Source organism: Psychrobacter sp. 1044, from assembly GCF_904846525.1.
Lineage (GTDB): Bacteria > Pseudomonadota > Gammaproteobacteria > Pseudomonadales > Moraxellaceae > Psychrobacter.
This window is the reverse complement of sequence record NZ_CAJHAZ010000011.1, coordinates 28,583-47,267: the sequence shown is the minus strand read 5'-3', so window position 1 is coordinate 47,267 and position 18,685 is coordinate 28,583. Positions and strand designations below refer to the sequence as shown.

Annotated in this window: 14 protein-coding genes; 1 reads left to right on the top strand and 13 read right to left on the bottom strand. The window is 43.9% G+C overall.

Going from position 1 to position 18,685, the window contains the following annotated elements:
* Positions 1-96 precede the first annotated feature (96 nt).
* The 10 genes from JMX82_RS09175 to JMX82_RS09130 all read right to left on the bottom strand — a co-directional run bounded on the left by JMX82_RS09175 (position 97) and on the right by JMX82_RS09130 (position 13,956).
* Entirely contained in the window at positions 97-843 is a 747-nt protein-coding gene (locus JMX82_RS09175) for an HAD family hydrolase (RefSeq protein ID WP_201540316.1), read from the bottom strand.
* The gene (locus tag JMX82_RS09170) at positions 843-1,985 is read right to left on the bottom strand and encodes a TIGR03364 family FAD-dependent oxidoreductase (protein ID WP_201540315.1); all 1,143 of its coding nucleotides are present in this window, start codon (positions 1,983-1,985) and stop codon (positions 843-845) included. The genes JMX82_RS09175 and JMX82_RS09170 overlap by 1 nt, the downstream gene beginning before the upstream one ends.
* 141 nt (positions 1,986-2,126) lie before the next feature.
* On the bottom strand, positions 2,127-3,131 hold the full coding sequence (locus JMX82_RS09165; RefSeq protein ID WP_201540314.1) for an ABC transporter substrate-binding protein: 1,005 nt from the start codon (positions 3,129-3,131) through the stop codon (positions 2,127-2,129).
* A 102-nt stretch (positions 3,132-3,233) separates the two neighbouring features.
* Positions 3,234-4,928 (bottom strand): iron ABC transporter permease, encoded by a 1,695-nt coding sequence (locus tag JMX82_RS09160; protein WP_201540313.1) that lies wholly within the window; start codon positions 4,926-4,928, stop codon positions 3,234-3,236.
* 64 nt (positions 4,929-4,992) lie between these two features.
* Complete coding sequence (locus tag JMX82_RS09155; protein WP_201540312.1) at positions 4,993-5,916, bottom strand: ABC transporter ATP-binding protein; 924 nt, start codon at positions 5,914-5,916, stop codon at positions 4,993-4,995.
* Between the two features lie 443 nt (positions 5,917-6,359).
* The gene (locus JMX82_RS09150) at positions 6,360-8,045 is read right to left on the bottom strand and encodes an AMP-binding protein (protein WP_201540311.1); all 1,686 of its coding nucleotides are present in this window, start codon (positions 8,043-8,045) and stop codon (positions 6,360-6,362) included.
* A 71-nt stretch (positions 8,046-8,116) separates the two neighbouring features.
* On the bottom strand, positions 8,117-9,184 hold the full coding sequence (locus tag JMX82_RS09145) for a CaiB/BaiF CoA transferase family protein (protein WP_201540371.1): 1,068 nt from the start codon (positions 9,182-9,184) through the stop codon (positions 8,117-8,119).
* A 52-nt stretch (positions 9,185-9,236) separates the two neighbouring features.
* The gene (locus tag JMX82_RS09140; RefSeq protein WP_201540310.1) at positions 9,237-11,408 is read right to left on the bottom strand and encodes a 3-hydroxyacyl-CoA dehydrogenase NAD-binding domain-containing protein; all 2,172 of its coding nucleotides are present in this window, start codon (positions 11,406-11,408) and stop codon (positions 9,237-9,239) included.
* Positions 11,409-11,493: 85 nt separating this feature from the next.
* On the bottom strand, positions 11,494-12,702 hold the full coding sequence (locus JMX82_RS09135; protein ID WP_201540309.1) for an acetyl-CoA C-acetyltransferase: 1,209 nt from the start codon (positions 12,700-12,702) through the stop codon (positions 11,494-11,496).
* A 102-nt stretch (positions 12,703-12,804) separates the two neighbouring features.
* The gene (locus tag JMX82_RS09130) at positions 12,805-13,956 is read right to left on the bottom strand and encodes an acyl-CoA dehydrogenase family protein (protein WP_201540308.1); all 1,152 of its coding nucleotides are present in this window, start codon (positions 13,954-13,956) and stop codon (positions 12,805-12,807) included.
* Between the two features lie 329 nt (positions 13,957-14,285).
* Between JMX82_RS09130 and JMX82_RS09125 the strand changes: the two genes are divergently transcribed.
* Positions 14,286-14,924: a TetR/AcrR family transcriptional regulator gene (locus JMX82_RS09125; protein WP_201540307.1), complete on the top strand. Its 639-nt coding sequence runs from the start codon at positions 14,286-14,288 to the stop codon at positions 14,922-14,924.
* Between the two features lie 144 nt (positions 14,925-15,068).
* On the opposite strand, the gene JMX82_RS09120 is transcribed toward JMX82_RS09125, so the two are convergent.
* The 3 genes from JMX82_RS09120 to nhaC form a co-directional block, all read right to left on the bottom strand.
* Positions 15,069-15,524 (bottom strand): hypothetical protein, encoded by a 456-nt coding sequence (locus JMX82_RS09120; RefSeq protein ID WP_201540306.1) that lies wholly within the window; start codon positions 15,522-15,524, stop codon positions 15,069-15,071.
* 373 nt (positions 15,525-15,897) lie between these two features.
* Positions 15,898-17,184, bottom strand: a complete 1,287-nt coding sequence (locus tag JMX82_RS09115; protein ID WP_201540305.1) for an NAD(P)/FAD-dependent oxidoreductase — start codon at positions 17,182-17,184, stop codon at positions 15,898-15,900.
* Positions 17,185-17,201: 17 nt separating this feature from the next.
* Positions 17,202-18,662 (bottom strand): Na+/H+ antiporter NhaC, encoded by a 1,461-nt coding sequence (gene nhaC / locus JMX82_RS09110; protein ID WP_201540304.1) that lies wholly within the window; start codon positions 18,660-18,662, stop codon positions 17,202-17,204.
* Positions 18,663-18,685: the final 23 nt, after the last annotated feature.

Here is an 18,685-nt window from a genome sequence, read left to right as displayed (position 1 = left end):
TTCCTCTCCTTCTAAAATGTGCCATTAAAGTAGCCCATGTCTTAATCTAGCCATTTTTAACCCATATAGATGCCTCAATTAAATTGAGGACATACTCTAGATTAATGACGCCAGATCCGTAAGCTTCTCAAGCACGATATCTGGTGAATATTTCTCCAGTTGCACATGGGTTTGAGCACCAGTGAGCACCCCAATACATAGACCACAATGGGCATTTTTGCCTTCTTCGATATCGATGCCGCTGTCCCCTGCTTTCAATACCTGTTGCGAATGCTCAATCCCAAACTTGTCCATAGCAAGGGTAATCATATCTGGCGCAGGACGACCATTGTGCACATCATCTGCTGTAATCAAAGCATCAATATCACGACCCACTGACCATCCTAAAATGGTTAATATTTTATTGGCAGTCTGAATATCGTAGCCCGTATTTAGCACGACTTTTCTACCTGACTGCTTTAACTGAGTGAAAAAATCTAGCATGCCATCGAAGGTTGCTACCGTGTCCTTGGTATAGGCTGATGCCAACGCTGATTTAAACGTATTAAAGGCAGCATCCGTCCATTTTTCCCTATCAGCGGTCGCGGTATTGTCATTTTTGCATACTTCATTGAGTATATCGCTAATGGCTTGTCGCTTTTCTTTGCCAGCCCCAAACTCTAAACACACCTCTAGATTGACCTGAATGTCTGTTCGACCAACCTGTTGTAAGGTGTGATTGATCGCATCACATACGGTTTTATAAACCAAATTGTTTTCATTGACGGTCGTGCCTGCCATATCAAAGACACACAGTTTGATCGCGTCGAATGGCGCTTTGATACGATGAATATCTGTATTCATTATTTTGACTCCAATACTAAATTAATTAACTCTTCACCAAAGGCAAATCCCGTTGATGCGCCTGTGCCGCTTGTGATGGTACCGATGGCAACGCCTGCTTCTGGTGATGCTTTAAACACGACATTGTCGGCACTTGGGTAGACCCCTAACCAGTGCTGAGTGATGTCTACCTCACCGATATCCATGACCTTTTTGAACTCGTTGATGATTAAGTTATCTTGATAAGTGTCTCTAAAGGGCAGCTCTTTATCACAGTAATTATGACTGTCACCAATGATAAGTGAGCCATCCGCTGATTGAACAACGATTAAATGTACGCCAGCCTTGCGCTCAGCAGCTTGGGTGTCATCTAGTAAGCTGATAAGCGCACGAGCTTCTGGTAGCTGCGCAAACCCATCATAACGAGCAAAACTCAGATCTGACATGACAGCAGCATTTAGTTTGAACGCTTGCCTTGGCATCACGCGCATCATATTGAGGGTACAGAGTTTGGCATCAGACTGCGCTAAAGTATCAGGATATAAGCCATGTAAATCTGCCCCAGGACAGATCACACAATGCGCCGTATGTAATGTCCCTCGACTGGTATGAACAGTGGGCAAGTCAACCACCTGAACCGTGGTTTTGTTATAAAAATCCACGCCATGCACTTGTGCTAACCAGTCCGCCAATTTGCCAATCGCGGTATTTGACTCGACTCTCAGCTCATGCGGGCTATATAAAACGCCCAACCCTGTTCTAAGATAAGGCGTCTGCTCCTGTATTTCTGATTGGCTCAATAAGCGACAGGACTCGCCCATGTCAGTCTTCAAAAACGCATCGGCAACGCTCATCGCTTCAGGGCGCTGAACCAGCATGTGCAGACCGGTATGCTCAACCTTGATACCGGCTTTTGGCGCGATATCCGCCCAGATATTGCGTGAGTGCATGGCACGTTGCCAATGTTCACCGCTACGCTGACCACTAACCGTCACAAAGCCAAAGTTACGAATCGAGGCATCTTTATTCTGTGCTTCACGCTCTACCAGCGCCACTTTCAGCCCTTTTTTTACGGCAGCATAAGCGCTGGCAAGACCAACGATACCGCCCCCGACGACGACCACATCATACTGTTTACCTGATAATTTACTTGTCCCTGTCATAGCTTTTTTCTTCTTTATGATTGATTACAAATGATACTCAATTTATGTTTTAGCGGCTCAATCCATGTTTTAAGGATTTCACTAGCCAATGAAATAGTGCATTTGAACAATGACTACTCATCACGGTTTTTATGGATTCATTTACGATTCAGTTTGTCCATGGAAAAACGCTCTGTGCTTGTCTAGCAGCTCAGCCGTCAATGGCTCGCCGTACGTTTTACTGTTTTTGATTTGATTGTCAGGAGCGACTGTTTCACCGTCATAAATCACATTTGGGTATATCGTCAATAATTTTGGACGTGCATTTTTAACAATGATTTCAGCCATTTTTATCGCATTTGGATTGGTGTTCTCGCCTTTATCAATAACGGCTACCGATTCCGTTAGCGTATAATTTCCTTCACTTGGGTCAACATAATCAATGGGCAAGCCTTGTGCTTTGTTTGCGATTGCTTGATGACGCAAGCCAAAACCAATCGGCACCTCACCTGCCATCACTTTTTTGATCGGACCTGAGCCTGACAACTCTAGATTGGGACCCGCATTGGTGCGGATATCGTTCATAATTTTCTGCCCTTCAGCGCCCATTCCATAAGTAGCGGTGACGTCTTGAATAAAGAGCCAACCTGTCGATGAGCCATTAGGATCCACCATCGCGATTTTATTTTTGTAGATCGGGTTTGCCAAATCCTTGGCACTGGTTGGTCTGGGCAGATTTTGCGCCGCCATCTCTTTTGTGTTTAAAATAATAGCGCCCGTAAAGCCCAGTATTGGTGCATAGTAATTTGGGACCGCCACTTGTGGGTCAACGTCAAAGGTCAATTCTTTAAACATAGGATGCTTGGCTTGGGCACTTTCTAGGTAGAACGAGCTCATCGTCACCATATCAGCCTCGGTATTATCGCCTTCTGCCAGCAAACGCCCACCCAACTCCCCTGTCCCAAAAGACTGAAAGACATACTGACCCTCATAGCCTGCTTCGTCTAAAACCTCTTGGATGACCTCGACCGCTTCTTCGTCGGCATTGCTATAAATGACGACTTCTTCGATATTGCTAGAAGCACCTCCTTCCGACTCAGGTGAACTACAACCTACCAAGACAATCCCGCACGCGAAACTTGCCACTAACGTTTTGAATAAAAACATTATTTGTCCTATTATTTGTTGATGTTTTAATAATGAAAAAATTGTTGCTTAAAATATAAAAAGAAAATAAGTCTTATCAGTGCACTTGACCGATGGGTAAGACTAAGAAGACGTTGGTACCACCATTGACTTAGGTTTTTTCTTGGTTTTTATTGCCGTTGTACCAGAGAGCCTTTTGCTATAAATATGACGGACAATAGCAAACAACATCAGTGCGCCAATATTGGTCAGCAATATCATCAGCGACAAGATAAAAATCTCATCGAAGCGCGCAAAGTGCTGTAGCTCGACTATCTTGGTGGTGAGTACCATGGTTTTGGCACCTGAAATAAAGATAACCGCGCTAATCGTCACCATAGCGCTGATAAAATAGAATGAAGCGACTTCAATTAGCGTAAAAAACGAATTGGGCACGACGATGCGGCGTAACGATGCAAACCATGAGTCACCCAACAGACCAGCCGTCGTCTCCCAGCCCAAATTCATTTTGGACAGTGCGTTTTTACTCATCAAATAAGGCGTGGCAAAGTAATGAATGATGTTGCTAATCACGATGATAAAAATAGTATTGGCGACCGCCGACCCCGAAAACACCATCAAATAGGCAATACCGACGACCATTCCAGGCACCGTATTGGTCACTAATGCCGAGCTTTCAATACTGAATTTTCCCAGTTTAAAAAGGCTTGAGCGCTCGTATAACAGGGCTGAAAAATACGTAATCAAGGTGCCAAACACCGCCGTTAATACCGCCACAAGTAATGAGTTTTTATAGACCCGCATCAGATTGGCAGACTCTAAAGCCTCGCTGACAATCTCGGTGGTGAAGACCATCTGATAAGGCCATGATTTAATCCATGGGATGATGAATATCACGGCGAATACCAGTAACAGTGAGGCTAAAATCACACTCGATAACACCGCCAAAACACGCTCTTTGATTTTTGAGGTGGGCAGATCAATCATTTCAACTGAGTCATAGCGCACATTGAAGCGTGCCACGTACCATAGTATGGCGATGCTTAGGATGGATGGCACCAGCATAAATAACGCAACCACTGCCCCCTTTTCGAATGACGGTGACGCGCCTAAGATTTGGGTATAAAGCTCAGTGGCGATGACGCTATATTGCCCCCCAATCGACGCTGGAATACCAAAGTCTGTAAAGGCTAAAAAGAAACATTGAATCATCGCTGCTGCAAAGGTGCCGATTAGAGGGCGCACCACAGTCATGTCAAACTGGCGATAAGGAGAGTCTCCCATCAACTCTGATACAACGACAAACTTTTTGTCCAAATATTGGAACGTATTGTTCAATAATAAAAAAGCAATGGGCAAGGTATAAATGGTATAACCAAGCCACATGCCATAAAAGCCATATATGTCCTCAAACAGTTGAAAGCCAAGAATCTGAGTCAGCAAGCCTTGTTTGCCAAAGGTATAAATAATGGCAAAGCCATAGGTGACGGTTGGCAACAACATAGGAAATAATGCCGCCAGCTTAATAAATTGTTTAAAACCTTTGGGCAAATTGCTCCAATGCACCGTATAAGCCAAAATAAAGCCCAAAAACGTCGCGCTAAGCGCACTCATCGTCGCCACAAAAAAGCTGTTCTGCATGGTCTGCAAAAAGCCATCACTGCTCAAAATACTGGTGTAGTTTTCTAGCCCTAATGCATCACCGACATTCAAAGACAGTGCCAGCAGCTTGACTAATGGCACAAACATAAACATGACGAATAAAACAGCAACGAATAGCCAAATTGCTTTTACGAGGGGTGAATTGCTCAATTTCATAAATATCCAAGACGATCAAATGGTCAAATAAGTTCATTCACAACATTTTTATTGTTAATCAATATTAGTTGATGGTGGCATCTTTTCGTTTTTGCTGATGACTGTCTTTAATAACATTAAGATCGTCAGTATTGTCGATAGTGTCAATACCATCGATATCGTCATAACGATGAGTCACCACACTGTCATCCTGACCGTAATGTTGGCGCTGGGTATATTTGCTTAAGGGGTCGATGTTTGCGCCATCATCTGCAAATAAACTTAAGATATTGCGACGCTTGATATTGAGCTGATTGAGAATGAAGTTTTTGACAAAATCATTGGCTGGGTTGCGAATGATTTCCGTTGGTGTCGCGAACTGTGCCACTTTGCCGTCTGAGAGCAGTAAAATACGATCAGATAACGTCATGGCTTCTTCTGGATCATGAGTGACTATTAACGTCGTCAACTGATAGCGAACGGAAATCTCACGGATACGCGCTTTGATGGTTTCTTTGATGACACCATCTAGCGCAGATAAAGGCTCATCTAATAGCAGTATTTTAGGCTTCATCACCAAAGTGCGTGCGAGTGCCACGCGTTGCTTTTGACCACCAGACAGTTGGCTGATGCGTTTATTTAGGTGGGCTTCGATATCGAGTAAGTCGACCAGTTCATCGACTTCTGCTTGCGTGCTAATATGGGGATTATTGCGTAAACCGTATTCGATATTTTGTTTGACATTTAGATTGGGAAACAATGCATAGTCTTGAAAGACAATATTGAAGCCTCTTTTTTTCATCGGCACTCGTGTAATGTCTTCGCCATTATAAGCAAGACGACCGCCATTGATACCCGTCAAACCCAAGATAATATGCAATAAAGTCGTTTTACCACATCCAGAAGGCCCTAAGATTGAGACAATTTCGCCCTTATTAATTTTGAGGGAAATATCTTCAAAGATGACTTTATTCTCATACTTTTTCGTCACACCTCTAAGCTCTAACATATCAACCAACCTGATCATTTATTATTTGTGTTGCCTAGGTCAGCAGTGTAGCCAGTAGTTGTGACATTTTGGTTAAAGAGCCATGACAATACGATGACATCAAACAACATTAGGGCGTGTCCTCAATTCAATCAATTACTCTCTAAATGGGCTAAAACTGGCTAAATTTTGTTAAACATCGTCAAACAGCTTATCAATATCTCGATATTAACGGCGCTATCTTCCTTGTTTGACGGCAATTTATCTCATTTTTATCACCATTTTTAAAATGAGGACACGCCCTAGATAAAGTATCGAAAACAATCCCATGAGCATTTTCCAAAATAGAAGACCTCATTTAATACCATTAAATGAGGCCTTCTAAAAACAGAAAGCCTGCCAATAGATGACAGACAAAATGCGTTAAACGTAGATGTTATTGATGAGAGTCTGTTGAGTAGTCGTTAGGCTTCATGAGCCAATTTTCTCAGCTTGTGACGCAGTATTTTACCAACAGTTGATTTGGGTAATTCGTCTATAAATTCTATATGACGCGGACATTTATAGGCGGCCAAATTTGCTTGGCACAGCGCTTTAATATCATCCTCATTTAAGCTGTCATCAGATTTTACAACGTAGGCTTTGACCGACTGACCCTGCAACTTATCATCGATACCAACCACTGAACATTCGGCAACCTTAGGGTGCTCCTCAATGATGTTTTCTACTTCGTTAGGATAAACGTTGAAGCCACTGACGATAATCATGTCTTTTTTACGGTCATATATCTTAATAGCACCCTGCTCGTTCATAGACGCAATATCACCTGTTTTTAAGTAACCATCAGCGGTAAAAAACGTCGTATTGTCAATATTATGATAATGAGTAATGACGTTGTCACCTTTGATGCACATCTCACCAACTTCATTTATGGCGAGAATATTTCCATCGTCATCACGGATATTGATATCGACACTAGGCAGTGGAAACCCTACATTGCCACTATATTCAGTGCCATTAAATGGATTGGCGGTACCCACGCCTAGCGTCTCAGACATACCCCAGCCTTCGAGGATAGGCAGACCTGTGACTTCACGCCAGCGCTTAGCGGTTTCAGGAGTCGCTGCCATACCACCGACTACAGTTAACTTGCATGCAGAAAAATCTAGCTCCTTAAATTTGGGATTCATCAGCAGGGCTTGGAACAAAGTATTGACACCAGGCAATAGATGAAAAGGACGCTTGCGCAATATCCTGATAAACCCTTCAATATCACGTGGATTGGTAACCAGTGTGAGATGCTGACCCACACTCAACCCAACTATTGAGCAGATAAACGCATAAATATGATACAGCGGTAAAGCGACAATGGTATTTATTTGAATACTATCAGACATGGCGTCATAGACTGGCTTGAACCATTCAACAAACTGATAAGTGGCGGTCACAACATTTTGATTGGTAATCAAAATACCTTTGGCAACGCCTGTAGTGCCGCCAGTATATTGCAGCATTAATAAGTCGTCCGCTTGAATGGTAGGACGAGAATAACTTAATTTTTTGGCGCGTTTTAAAACCGCTTTATAGCGAGTCACGGTATAATGAGAATTGGATTTCAACTGATAACGGGGAATGGCTTTTTTGACATATTTGGCAGCGATATTAACAAGCGCACCTTTCACTACTCCTAACATATCGCCAATCTTGCTGATGACCACGGTTTTGACAGGCGTGTCTTTGATAATTTTCTCTAACGTTTTGCAAAATGGTTCTAATATAAATAATACAGCAGTATCTGAGTCAGCCAATTGATGTCTCAATTCACGAGGACTATACAGCGGATTGATGAGCGTTGTGACCATACCAGCGCGAATTACCCCTATGACAATAGGCAGGTACTGGTTGACATTGGGCATCATGATGCCTATGACCGAACCCTTTGCTAGACCCAGACTTTGAACCCAAGCCGCAATAGCCAATGACATGCTATCCACTTGCCCATAAGAATAAGTAATACCCATGTTGGTGATAAATTCATGGCTGGCATATTCTGTTAATTTGTCATCAAACATGTCAATCAATGTATTATGTGGCGGCGCTATCTGTGCATTTATCCCTTTAGGATAATGCTGCGTCCAAAACTGATCCATAACTTACCTTCCTTGGTAATCAACTTATGAAAAACTCAATGGCTTTGAAGCGTTTCTTATAAAAAACCTAACTACTGAACCTGCTGCCATCCTGACGTTGCATCATACGCATCTTGATGGGCAAATAAGGGATGTGCTTTTGCTTCACTGAGGCTAAGCACAGGGGTGACGCAGACATCAGCGAGCGCAAAAACTTGCTGCCAATGCTCAAGTGTTTGACTGGAAAATTTATCGCTTATCGCCTTAGCCACCGCTTGGCTTTCAGAGGTATTTGGCATAACCCCATGTTGCCAATGGCTATTTTTAAGCGCAGACAAATCCAATACTTCACACAAGCCCTGCCAAAATTTCAGCTCTAGCGAACCAACGGCCATATAGCGTGCATCTGAGGTTTTGTATAGGCGATAACAAGGTAATAATCCACCCAAAAAATCATAATGCGGTGCTGGTTGTTGTCCTGAGAAACTTTTTACTAGCGCTCCCGTTGCCTTTGGCATGACCATATGCTGGTACAAGCTGTGCGTCATACTAACCGCAACATGACGACCTTTGCCCGTACGCTGAGCCGCGAATACAGCAGCAAGCAGTGCAATCACAGCGGTATCACTGCCGCCTGCCAAATCTGCAAACTGAACGTTAGGCATCGCCTGCTCGCCATCTGCCGTTTTTAGTTGGTCTAAAACACCGCTCATCGCCATAAAGTTAATATCATGACCGGCTTTAGCAGCCCAGTCATGATTAACATCAATTTTCGAATCGCTATTTGCCAAACCGTAACCAGTAATCGATACCATAACCAGCTTTGGATTAATCGCATGCAATGTTTTGGCATCTAGTCCCATACCTTCTAGGACGCCAGGGCGAAAGCTGTCTAACATCACATCAGCATCTTTGAGGTGCGCTTTGATAGCAGCAATACCTTGAGGATCACGAAAGTCGTGTTTTTCGGTGGTTTTACCATGATTCAATGCTTTAAACAATTCGCCAAAGGCTCTGGCAGGATCACCATTTTTAGGTTCAATCTTAATGATTTCTGCGCCCAAATCTGCAAGCAAACGCGTCGCAAATGGTCCCGGTAAATTACGAGTCAAATCAACGACGCGCAGCCCTTGTAAGCAATCTCCCATTAAATCTATCATTGAACCAGTGCTCGTATTGATTGCAGAATGAATCGTAGAATTAACCATCAGCTCAGTCATCAGAAAACACCTCACCTTTATCTGCCATGTCTAGCACAATCTGTGCTGGCTCAAAACGCTCACCGTATTGAGCCGCGAGTTCACGGCTACGGGTGATGAACGCCTCTAATCCCATCGAATTGATAAACTGTAGCGTACCACCTTGATGTGGCGCAAAACCCCAACCAAAAATGGAGCCTATATTGGTATCAGCGACAGAGCGGACGACGTTTTCTTGATAACATTTAGCAGATTCGTTGGCTTGGATAAACATCAAACGATCGATTAAATCTTGCTGAGCAAGCTGCTCTGATTTTGCTGGGTATAAATTCATCAGCTCAGGCCACAAGTATTTGTCGCCCTTATCGGTATACTCATAAAAGCCTTTACCATTCTTTTTGCCCTCGCGATTGTATTCTTTGACCAGTGTTTTTAGTATCTTGTACGAGGGACGCACAGCAGCCGTTTTCCCTTCGGCATCCATATCTAGCTGCTGCTGTTCACTCACGTGCAGCGCCAGACTTAATGATACCTCATCTTGCAATGCTAGCGGCGGCATAGGCATGCCCGTTTTCATGCCAGCAACTTCGATGCTGCGCGGATGGACGCCTTCACCTAACATTGCCACGCCTTCTGATACGTAAGTGCTAAATACCCGTGAGGTATAAAAACCGCGACTGTCATTGACGACGATAGGTGTTTTACCGATTTGTAGCACATAATCAAAGGCTTTTGCTAAAGTAGTGTCATCTGTTTGCTCGCCCATGATAATCTCAACCAACGGCATTTTGTCAACTGGGGAGAAAAAATGTAATCCAATAAATTGATTGGGACGCGTACTGGCTTTAGCCAATCCAGTAATGGGCAGTGTTGAGGTATTAGATGCATAGACAGCAGTATTAGGAATCACTGCTTCACTCTGCTTAGTACATTTAGCTTTAACGTCGCGATTTTCAAACACCGCTTCGATAATCAGGTCACAGTCTGCCAAATCCTCATAAGACACGGTTGGCTTAATGCGATCTAATAACCCTTGTTTTTTATCTTCCGTGGAGCGCCTACGGCTAATATCTTTATCTAAAATAGTGGCAGAATATGCTTTGCCTTTTTCAGCATCTGCTATTTCAGTGTCAATGAGTACAACATCGATTCCCGCCTTTGCAGTGACATAAGCAATGCCCGCGCCCATCATGCCAGCACCGAGAATACCAACCTTTTTAGTTTGATAATGCTCAAAACCATTCGGACGAGATTGACCTTTTTTAATACTATTTAACTGCGTCCAAAGTGTATTAATCATATTTCTAGATTCAGCAGACAGCACACAAGCCGCAAAATAACGCGACTCAAGCTCAAGTCCCGTATCAATATCCACTAAGCAGCCCTCGAACACGCAAGACATGATGTGAGTAATGGCTGGATAATTGCCGTGTGACTTTTGATTGGCCATGGCAGGCGCGACAGAAAATATTGGCACGACATTGGGATGTTGACTATCACCGCCCGGGATTTTAAAGCCTTTTTTGTCCCATGGTTGCTGCGCCTCAGGATTGGCGTTAATCCAGTCTGTCGCCTGCTTGAGCATATCTGCTTTATCAGTGGCAACGGCATCAATTAAACCCATATATTTAGCAGCCGTTGGACGCAGCTCTTTACCTTGCGTCATAAGCTCTAAAGCTGATTGAATACCAACCAATCGCGGTAAACGCTGAGTACCTCCGCCGCCCGGCAGCAAGCCCAATTTGACCTCAGGTAGACCCAATTTAGTTTTAGGAGCATCAATCGCGATACGATAATGACAAGCCAATGCCAACTCCAAACCACCGCCAAGCGCCGTTCCAGTCATGGCAGCGACGACAGGTTTACCTGATTTCTCTAGTTTGCGTAAACTAGCTTTCAGGTCTTCGACCAGCTCAAACGCTTGTTCAGCAGTTTTAATATTAGCCAACTGATCAATATCAGCACCGACCACAAAGGTTTCTTTGCCAGAGGTTAAAATCAAACCTTTGGCGGATGCGTCGTTAATAAAGCTGTCAGTCATCACTGCAAAACTATCGGTGAAGCCATCGCCGATGACATTCATCTTACGATCTGCTTGATCAATAGTAACTGTAATAATTCCATTATCAGATTCGGCAGAAAAGTGGTTCAATGCATTGATGGCGTCTACGCTGTTTGTGCTCATATTAAGTCCTTTTTATATTATTCTATGTCGATATCAGTCACTAGAAACTAATGACAATCACTAAAATCTATTAGCGCTATCAGCACTATACGCGCTCAATGATAGTAGCGATGCCCATACCACCACCGACACAGAGCGTAATCATCGCGGTTTTTAGATCGCGACGTTCTAATTCATCAAGAACAGTCGTCATGAGCATCGCGCCCGTTGCGCCAAGTGGATGACCCATAGCGATAGCGCCGCCATTGACATTGACGATATCAAGCGAGAGTCCGAAGTCATCGGCAGTATTCAGCGGAACGGCAGCAAAGGCTTCATTGATTTCCCATAAGTCTATATCTGAAGCTTGCATACCTGCTTTTTTGAGCGCTTTTTGGCAGGCAGGCGTTGGCCCTGTCAGCATAATGGCGGGTTCTGAGCCAATGACTGCAGCCATCGTAATTTTGGCACGTGGTTTTAAACCCGCCTTTTGACCTGCAGCAGCACTACCCACTAAGCAAATAGCAGCACCATCGACGATGCCTGACGAATTGCCCGCATGATGCACGTGATTTACTTTTTCAATGGTGGTATATCTGTCCAAGATAACGCTATCAAAGCCCATCTTACCCGGCATAATAAAAGAAGGGTTAAGACCTGCTAAGGTTTCGATATTGGTATTAGGACGAATGGTTTCGTCTTTATCCAATAACGTCATGCCATTGATATCCGTGACGGGAACGACCGATTTATCATAATAGCCCTGCTCCCAAGCATGCGCGGCGCGGCGATGTGACTCGGTAGCAAACGCATCAACATCGGTGCGGCTAAAGCCTTTTAACGTCGCTATGGTATCCGCGCCAACGCCTTGCGGGACAAAATGCGTCGCTTCATTAACCCGTGGATCCATATACCATGCCCCGCCGTCAGAGCCCATCGGCACGCGGCTCATCGATTCTACGCCGCCTGCAACCACCATGTCCTCCATACCTGACATAATTTTGGCAGCGGCCAGATTGATAGACTCCAGACCTGAGGCACAGAACCGAGATAAAGTGACACCTGCCACACTTTGCGCCCAGCCAGCATCAATAACGGCTATACGGGCGATATCAGAACCCTGCTCGCCAATGGGCGTCACGCAACCAAACACCACATCATCAACCAAACTGGTATCCAAATGGTGGCGCTGTTGCATTTCCTTTAACAAGGTACGGGCAAGCCAAATCGGTGATGCCTGATACAAAGAGCCATCCTTTTTGCCTTTGCCGCGCGGGGTACGGATGGCGTCATAAATGTAAGCAGTCTCAGTCATAAAAATTCCCTTTTTATTTTTTAAATAAATAACCATGATGGATGATGGCAAAATAATCTATTTCTTAGAATCAGAAGTAGAACCAAAAAGCAAATCAGCCGCTTACATAAAGCGTGACGCCAGCTCTTTCATGATTTCATTGGTGCCGCCGTAGATTTTTTGTACTCGTGCATCAGCATATAGGCGAGCGATTGGGTATTCCGTCATATAACCATAACCGCCAAACAGCTGGACGCATTCGTCTATCACATCACATTGCTTTTGCGTCACCCAATATTTAATCAAAGACGCCTGCGGTACGGTTAATTTGCCCTCTAACATGGCATCGACAGCGGCATCACACATCGTGCTAGCAGCGAGATAATCAGCGTAGCATTCTGCCATTTTAAAGCGTGTATTTTGAAACTTCCAAATAGGCTTACCAAAGGCTTCACGACCTTTGACATACTCTAGGGTCAAATTAATCGCCAGCTTCATCGCACCAACGCCCGTTAAAGCAATAATTAGACGCTCGCGTGGCAGCTCTTGCATCATTTGAATAAAACCCATGCCTTCGACAGTGCCCAATAGATTTGTTTGCGGCACACGTACATTGCTGAAAAATAACTCCGAAGTATCTTGTGAGGTCAGACCAATTTTATCGAGATTACGACCACGCTCAAACCCTTCTACTTTGTCCGTTTCTACCACGATAAGGGAGACACCTTGCGCACCTTTTTCACGATCGGTTTTGCAGGCGAGCAAAATTAGGTTGGCATGCTGACCATTGGTAATAAAGGTTTTTGAGCCATTGATAACGTAATCATCACCGTCTTTTACGGCGTAGGTTTTGATGTTCTGCAAATCTGAGCCAGTACCCGGTTCGGTCATAGCAATCGCAGCCACATACTCACCGGTCGCCATCTTAGGTAGCCATTCTTTTTTCTGCGCTTCCGTACCATGACTCAAGATATAAGGCGCGACAATACCTGAATGCACCATGCCGCCGAATCCGGATTGATTAGCCTCAGCCTGCGCATAAAGAAGCGCCGCTTCATGACCAAAGTCACCACCGCCGCCGCCATATTCCTCTGGAATCGATGCACATAAGAAACCCATCGCGCCCGCCTCTTCCCACGCGGCACGGTCAATCATGCCGTTTTTGCGCCACTGCTCGTCCTTTGGCTCCCACGATTGAAACATTTTAAGCGCGCTATCATGCACCATCTGGTGCTCTTCAGTCATCCAGTTCGGGGTGAATTTTTCAATACTCATATTGTCTGTCCTTGACGAGGGGAAGTTGATAATGGCTAGGGCGTGTCCTCAATTCAAACGAGGACACGCCCTAATATAAAATACTATTGAGTGTAAACATATTACTTATGGTAATTTTAATTACCGTTATATACAATCTAAGCATTCTTTATCTTTAATATCATACAAAACTTATACTAGGACAGTAAAAGACAATGCGCAACCAATTAAATAATAATAGTAATTAAAATTACCCAACTTACTTTTATCTTATTAATCCTTAAATGATGTACTATTTCAAGCATGAGCTATCTAAAAATACCTACCGTAAAGGAGCTACGAAACCAACGATGAAAACCACGAGCCAGATACCTAGCACGATTGAAACCCGCGCCTTGGCACCCTTATCCGATATGCGCCCTGCTACTTTAGAAAAAATTGAAAAAGCCGTTCGTAAAGTGTTTGCAGGTTTTGACTCTAATGAGGTGACCATGGCGCAGATTGCAAAGTCTGCCAATGTCTCACTACAGACGCTGTATAAATATTTTGGTGATAAGCAAACACTGTTTTATACCATCATGGATATTGTATTAGGCAGGTTGGCGGCGCGCATCATGGATCATTTGCAAGGCATTGATAGCGTGCAAGATCGGCTGCGCAAGACATTATGGGTCTGTTTTGACTTTGTAGATTCGCATCCTGATGCCGTGATGGTGCTGTCTTCGGTATCGGCATCGCGTATACGTAATATTGCAATTTATGAAAATAAGGAGCTGATTGGCGCATTTTTGAATGTATTAGAAGATGGTCAAAACCGCGGAGTACTAAATGACACCGTGCCCCTTTATATACTTTTTGATGTGTTTATGGGTTTTATCAGTCGTCTTGGCTTGATGCATATCATCCGCCAGACCGATACACCCATTAATGCAGAGTTTGATGCGTTATTCGTGATTTTATGGCGAGCCATATCCAAGCCTGATGTATAGTCAGTTCGATATACAATAACTTGTACGATATTATGAAGTATTCATACCAGCCAATTTTTCAATTTCACCATAAAAGATCACAACGAAAAAAGCCTCACTTTGCAGTGAGGCTTTACTTAATGCTTAAAAACTAATGCTTAAAAATTAACATTCCTTAGATTTTTTTAGCTTATATTTTTCTAATCTATCAACCATTTCATAATCTTGTTCACTCATCTGTTGATAGGCATTGCTTACACTGCCATAGGATGAATTTTTATTATCATGCTGAGCGTGCACAGCAGCATCTTTGATCTGGGCAATGTCTTCTGCAAACGGCGTATGAGGGATATCCAGCACAGAAAATAGCACGGCTAAAAATTCTTCAGCGGTAAAATATTTATCCATATAGCTGCCATCAAGCCCAAGGTATTTATTCGATAATACATGACGTAGGCGCTCACAAGCAGGGATGGTATGCTTGATAGGATAGCCCATGGCTTTGACAATATCTTGCGAACGCAGCTCAAGTGTCGCTATCTGATTGATCGCATACTGGGCAAGAAGATGGCGTGGATGATAATGACGGGTATATTTGGATTGGTTAGCAATGTGGCTCATGATATTGAACACCTTAGACTCCTGTAACTCCGACGAAAAAGGGTGAAATACGCCCAAATAGGCAAATAAAATCAGGCACAAATGAGGATGTCGGAGTACAGGCTCATGCGCTTTACCAGAATTGTTTTATATCGTGCTGGAAGTTGCAAGGTTTGTACGCCACCATTTATAACGATAATGGCTGGCAATGACAAAACTGTTAAACCCACGATAATGACTTAAAGATGATAGCATATCAGATAATAGAAAATAAATACTGATATTAATACGCTTTGGTAATCATACGATTGTTACGGTCTCTCTATCGCCGTCAAAGTCTGAATACCTTTATATTTAAAAACGGTAGAAAAAATCAGACGATGACTCAACAAAGCTACCTAATTATTTTTAGACATTGTCCTGCATGATATAAGGTCAATCCCAACTCAGTAAAGCCAGATTTCATCCCGCCAAAAGAAACTTTTGCCTCTTCTAAGGTCTTAAATGGTAAGGGAATACTGTCTCTATTACCCGTCATTATATAATCAGCAAAGCACTTACCCATTAGTGTGCCTGTGGTAATGCCGCGACCATTATAGGCCGTTGCTGTCAGCAAGCCCTCGTCGGGCTCCATGACTCGAAAAATATGATCTTGCGTGAAGCCAAAGCTACCAGTCCACTCGTACTGCCACTTAAATGCTGGCAAATCTGGATAATAGCTTTTTTGCACCGCATTGGCCCATGATTGATAAAAGGATTTTGGTTTAAGCTGTGTACCACCCACCGTTCCCAATAATAGGCGATCGTCGTCATCACGGCGAAAGCTAGACAAGGCCAAGCGTGTATCCCATGCTCCTGTTTTGTATGGCAAAATGCGGTCTGCCGCTTCTCCGCTGAGCGGCTCAGATGCAATCTGATAGTAATACACCAGATAAAACGTCTTTTTAATTTCTGTCCACTCGCCTTCGGTATAGGCGTTAGTCGCAATAATGACGCGCTCAGATTTCACGCGCGCTTTAGAAGTCCTTGCATACCAATAGCCATCTACCTTTTCTAAGGCTTCAACAGCGGAATGCTCATAAATAGTGACACCAAGACTGGTTGCTACTTTTGCGAGTCCTCTGACATAAGCCAGTGGGTTTATGGTACCAGCCCGATGATCGAGTAGTGCTTTATTGATACTTTTGGTACCGCAATATTCATGGCATTTGCTGCCGGTTAGTACTTCAACGTTCGCGCCGCGGCGGCTCAACTGCTCGTATCTAATGTCGACATCGACTTCACCTTTAGCGTTATGTGCCATGTGGATATTACCGGCTTGAGTGGCTTGGGCATCGATATTATAACGTTTGATTAAGTCAAATACTAAGGTTGGCGCTTGTCCGAGGGCTTCAGTTAGACGCTCACCTGCCGCTTCACCTAGCGCAATATTCAAATCATCAGGGCGCGCCCAAGTACCTGCATTGACGAGCCCTACGCTTTTACCGGAGCCGCCACTGCCTATCGTATGACTCTCTAAAAGGATAACTTTGACGCCTTTTTCTGCTAAATGAATCGCCGCCGATAACCCTGTATAACCGCCGCCTATGATACAAATAGTCGCTTCGGTGTCGCTATTCATCTGGCTGTAAGTATCAATAATAGGTGCGGTCATATTCCACAAACATTGCTCTTGCAACATCTTATATTCCTTCTAAATTACACGTTATCTACAGTGGAGAGCGCGCTTGAGTCGTTATTAACAATAGGTTCTTCACGGGGGATAAATTTGTCTAAGAACACCCATAGCAAACCAAATAGCGGTGATAACCAACAAGCAAAGGCAAATGGTGCATAAGTGAGTGTCGCAATACCTAGTGTTGCCGCGACGAAACTACCGCCCATGTTCCAAGGAATAAGCGGAGATAACAGAGTTCCGGAATCTTCAATAGAGCGAGTAAGCGTGGTACGCTTGTAGCCCATTTCTTGATATTTGTCTTTTAATAAACGGCCTGGCAATACCAGTGTGGTATAGACGTCACCGATGAGCGTACCAACACCAAGCGTGCTGGCATAAGTGGTCATTACTAAACCAAATCTCGATTTCACCATTTTATTAATTTTTGCCATGATGGCTTTGAGCGTACCGTAATGCTCAATTGAGCCGACGAATGCTAAAGCAAAAATGGTCAAAGTCACGACCCACGTCATCGACATAATGCCGCCTTTAGACAGCAGTTGATCCACGACAGCAAAGCCCGTTTCACTGACAAAGCCATTTTGTAGGACCGTAAAAATGTCATGCACACCCACGCCTTGCATAAAAAACGCGACCAATCCTGCGACCACCACACCAGACAGTACCGTTGGAATAGCAGGCATTTTCATCACCGCTGCGATGACAACGACAACAGCAGGTAATAACGTAATTATGCTCAAGTTATAATTGGCCGCTAGTGAGGTTTGAATTTCTTTAATTGAGGTTAAATCGACATTTTCTGCGCCGTAACCCATACCAATCCAAGCATAGATAATCAATGCAGTCACCATGGCGGGTACAGTCGTTGGCAACATACCGCGGATATGATCCCAAAGCTCAACACCAGCCGCTGCTGGCGTTAAATTGGTGGTGTCCGATAAAGGAGACATCTTGTCACCGAAAAAAGCACCAGAAACGATAGCACCGCCCGTTAGTGACGGCGGAATACCCAATCCTAGCCCAATACCCATCATGGCAAGACCGACTGTACCAACCGTGCCCCACGAGGTACCGGTTGCGACAGAAATAATGGCACAGATGATACAGACAGAAACTAGGAATGATGAAGGAGAGAAAACGCTAAAACCATAGTATAAAATCGTGGGAACGGTACCAGCGATAATCCAAGCGCCGATAAGCATACCAACGCCCATCAAGATAATCATGGCCGGTAGACCAATTTTAACAACCTTTAAAAAGCGTTGTTCCATGCCATCCCAGTCACGGCCACGCAGCTTCATAAACAAGCCGGTGATTAAAATACCGCAAGCTAAAGGAATATGAGGGGTAAAATCTTTGAATACAAAAAACTGCACCATTAGAATAATGGCAGTCAACACCAGAGGTGCAATATCTAATAAAAAACTAGAAGACGGACCGTAGCCCTCTTTAGCTTCGTCATAAGGTTTATCATCCATCATAAGATACCTACCTTCCTTAGTAG

Excerpts from the sequence above, each read along its gene's own strand:
- JMX82_RS09120 (WP_201540306.1), bottom strand. The coding sequence starts at position 15,524 with ATGAGCCACATTGCTAACCAATCCAAATATACCCGTCATTATCATCCA.
- JMX82_RS09160 (WP_201540313.1), bottom strand. The coding sequence starts at position 4,928 with ATGAAATTGAGCAATTCACCCCTCGTAAAAGCAATTTGGCTATTCGTT.
- JMX82_RS09170 (WP_201540315.1), bottom strand. The coding sequence starts at position 1,985 with ATGACAGGGACAAGTAAATTATCAGGTAAACAGTATGATGTGGTCGTC.
- nhaC (WP_201540304.1), bottom strand. The coding sequence starts at position 18,662 with ATGATGGATGATAAACCTTATGACGAAGCTAAAGAGGGCTACGGTCCG.
- JMX82_RS09130 (WP_201540308.1), bottom strand. The coding sequence starts at position 13,956 with ATGAGTATTGAAAAATTCACCCCGAACTGGATGACTGAAGAGCACCAG.
- JMX82_RS09115 (WP_201540305.1), bottom strand. The coding sequence starts at position 17,184 with ATGTTGCAAGAGCAATGTTTGTGGAATATGACCGCACCTATTATTGAT.
- JMX82_RS09140 (WP_201540310.1), bottom strand. The coding sequence starts at position 11,408 with ATGAGCACAAACAGCGTAGACGCCATCAATGCATTGAACCACTTTTCT.
- JMX82_RS09155 (WP_201540312.1), bottom strand. The coding sequence starts at position 5,916 with ATGTTAGAGCTTAGAGGTGTGACGAAAAAGTATGAGAATAAAGTCATC.
- JMX82_RS09175 (WP_201540316.1), bottom strand. The coding sequence starts at position 843 with ATGAATACAGATATTCATCGTATCAAAGCGCCATTCGACGCGATCAAA.
- JMX82_RS09150 (WP_201540311.1), bottom strand. The coding sequence starts at position 8,045 with ATGGATCAGTTTTGGACGCAGCATTATCCTAAAGGGATAAATGCACAG.
- JMX82_RS09125 (WP_201540307.1), top strand. The coding sequence starts at position 14,286 with ATGAAAACCACGAGCCAGATACCTAGCACGATTGAAACCCGCGCCTTG.
- JMX82_RS09145 (WP_201540371.1), bottom strand. The coding sequence starts at position 9,184 with ATGATAGATTTAATGGGAGATTGCTTACAAGGGCTGCGCGTCGTTGAT.
- JMX82_RS09165 (WP_201540314.1), bottom strand. The coding sequence starts at position 3,131 with ATGTTTTTATTCAAAACGTTAGTGGCAAGTTTCGCGTGCGGGATTGTC.
- JMX82_RS09135 (WP_201540309.1), bottom strand. The coding sequence starts at position 12,702 with ATGACTGAGACTGCTTACATTTATGACGCCATCCGTACCCCGCGCGGC.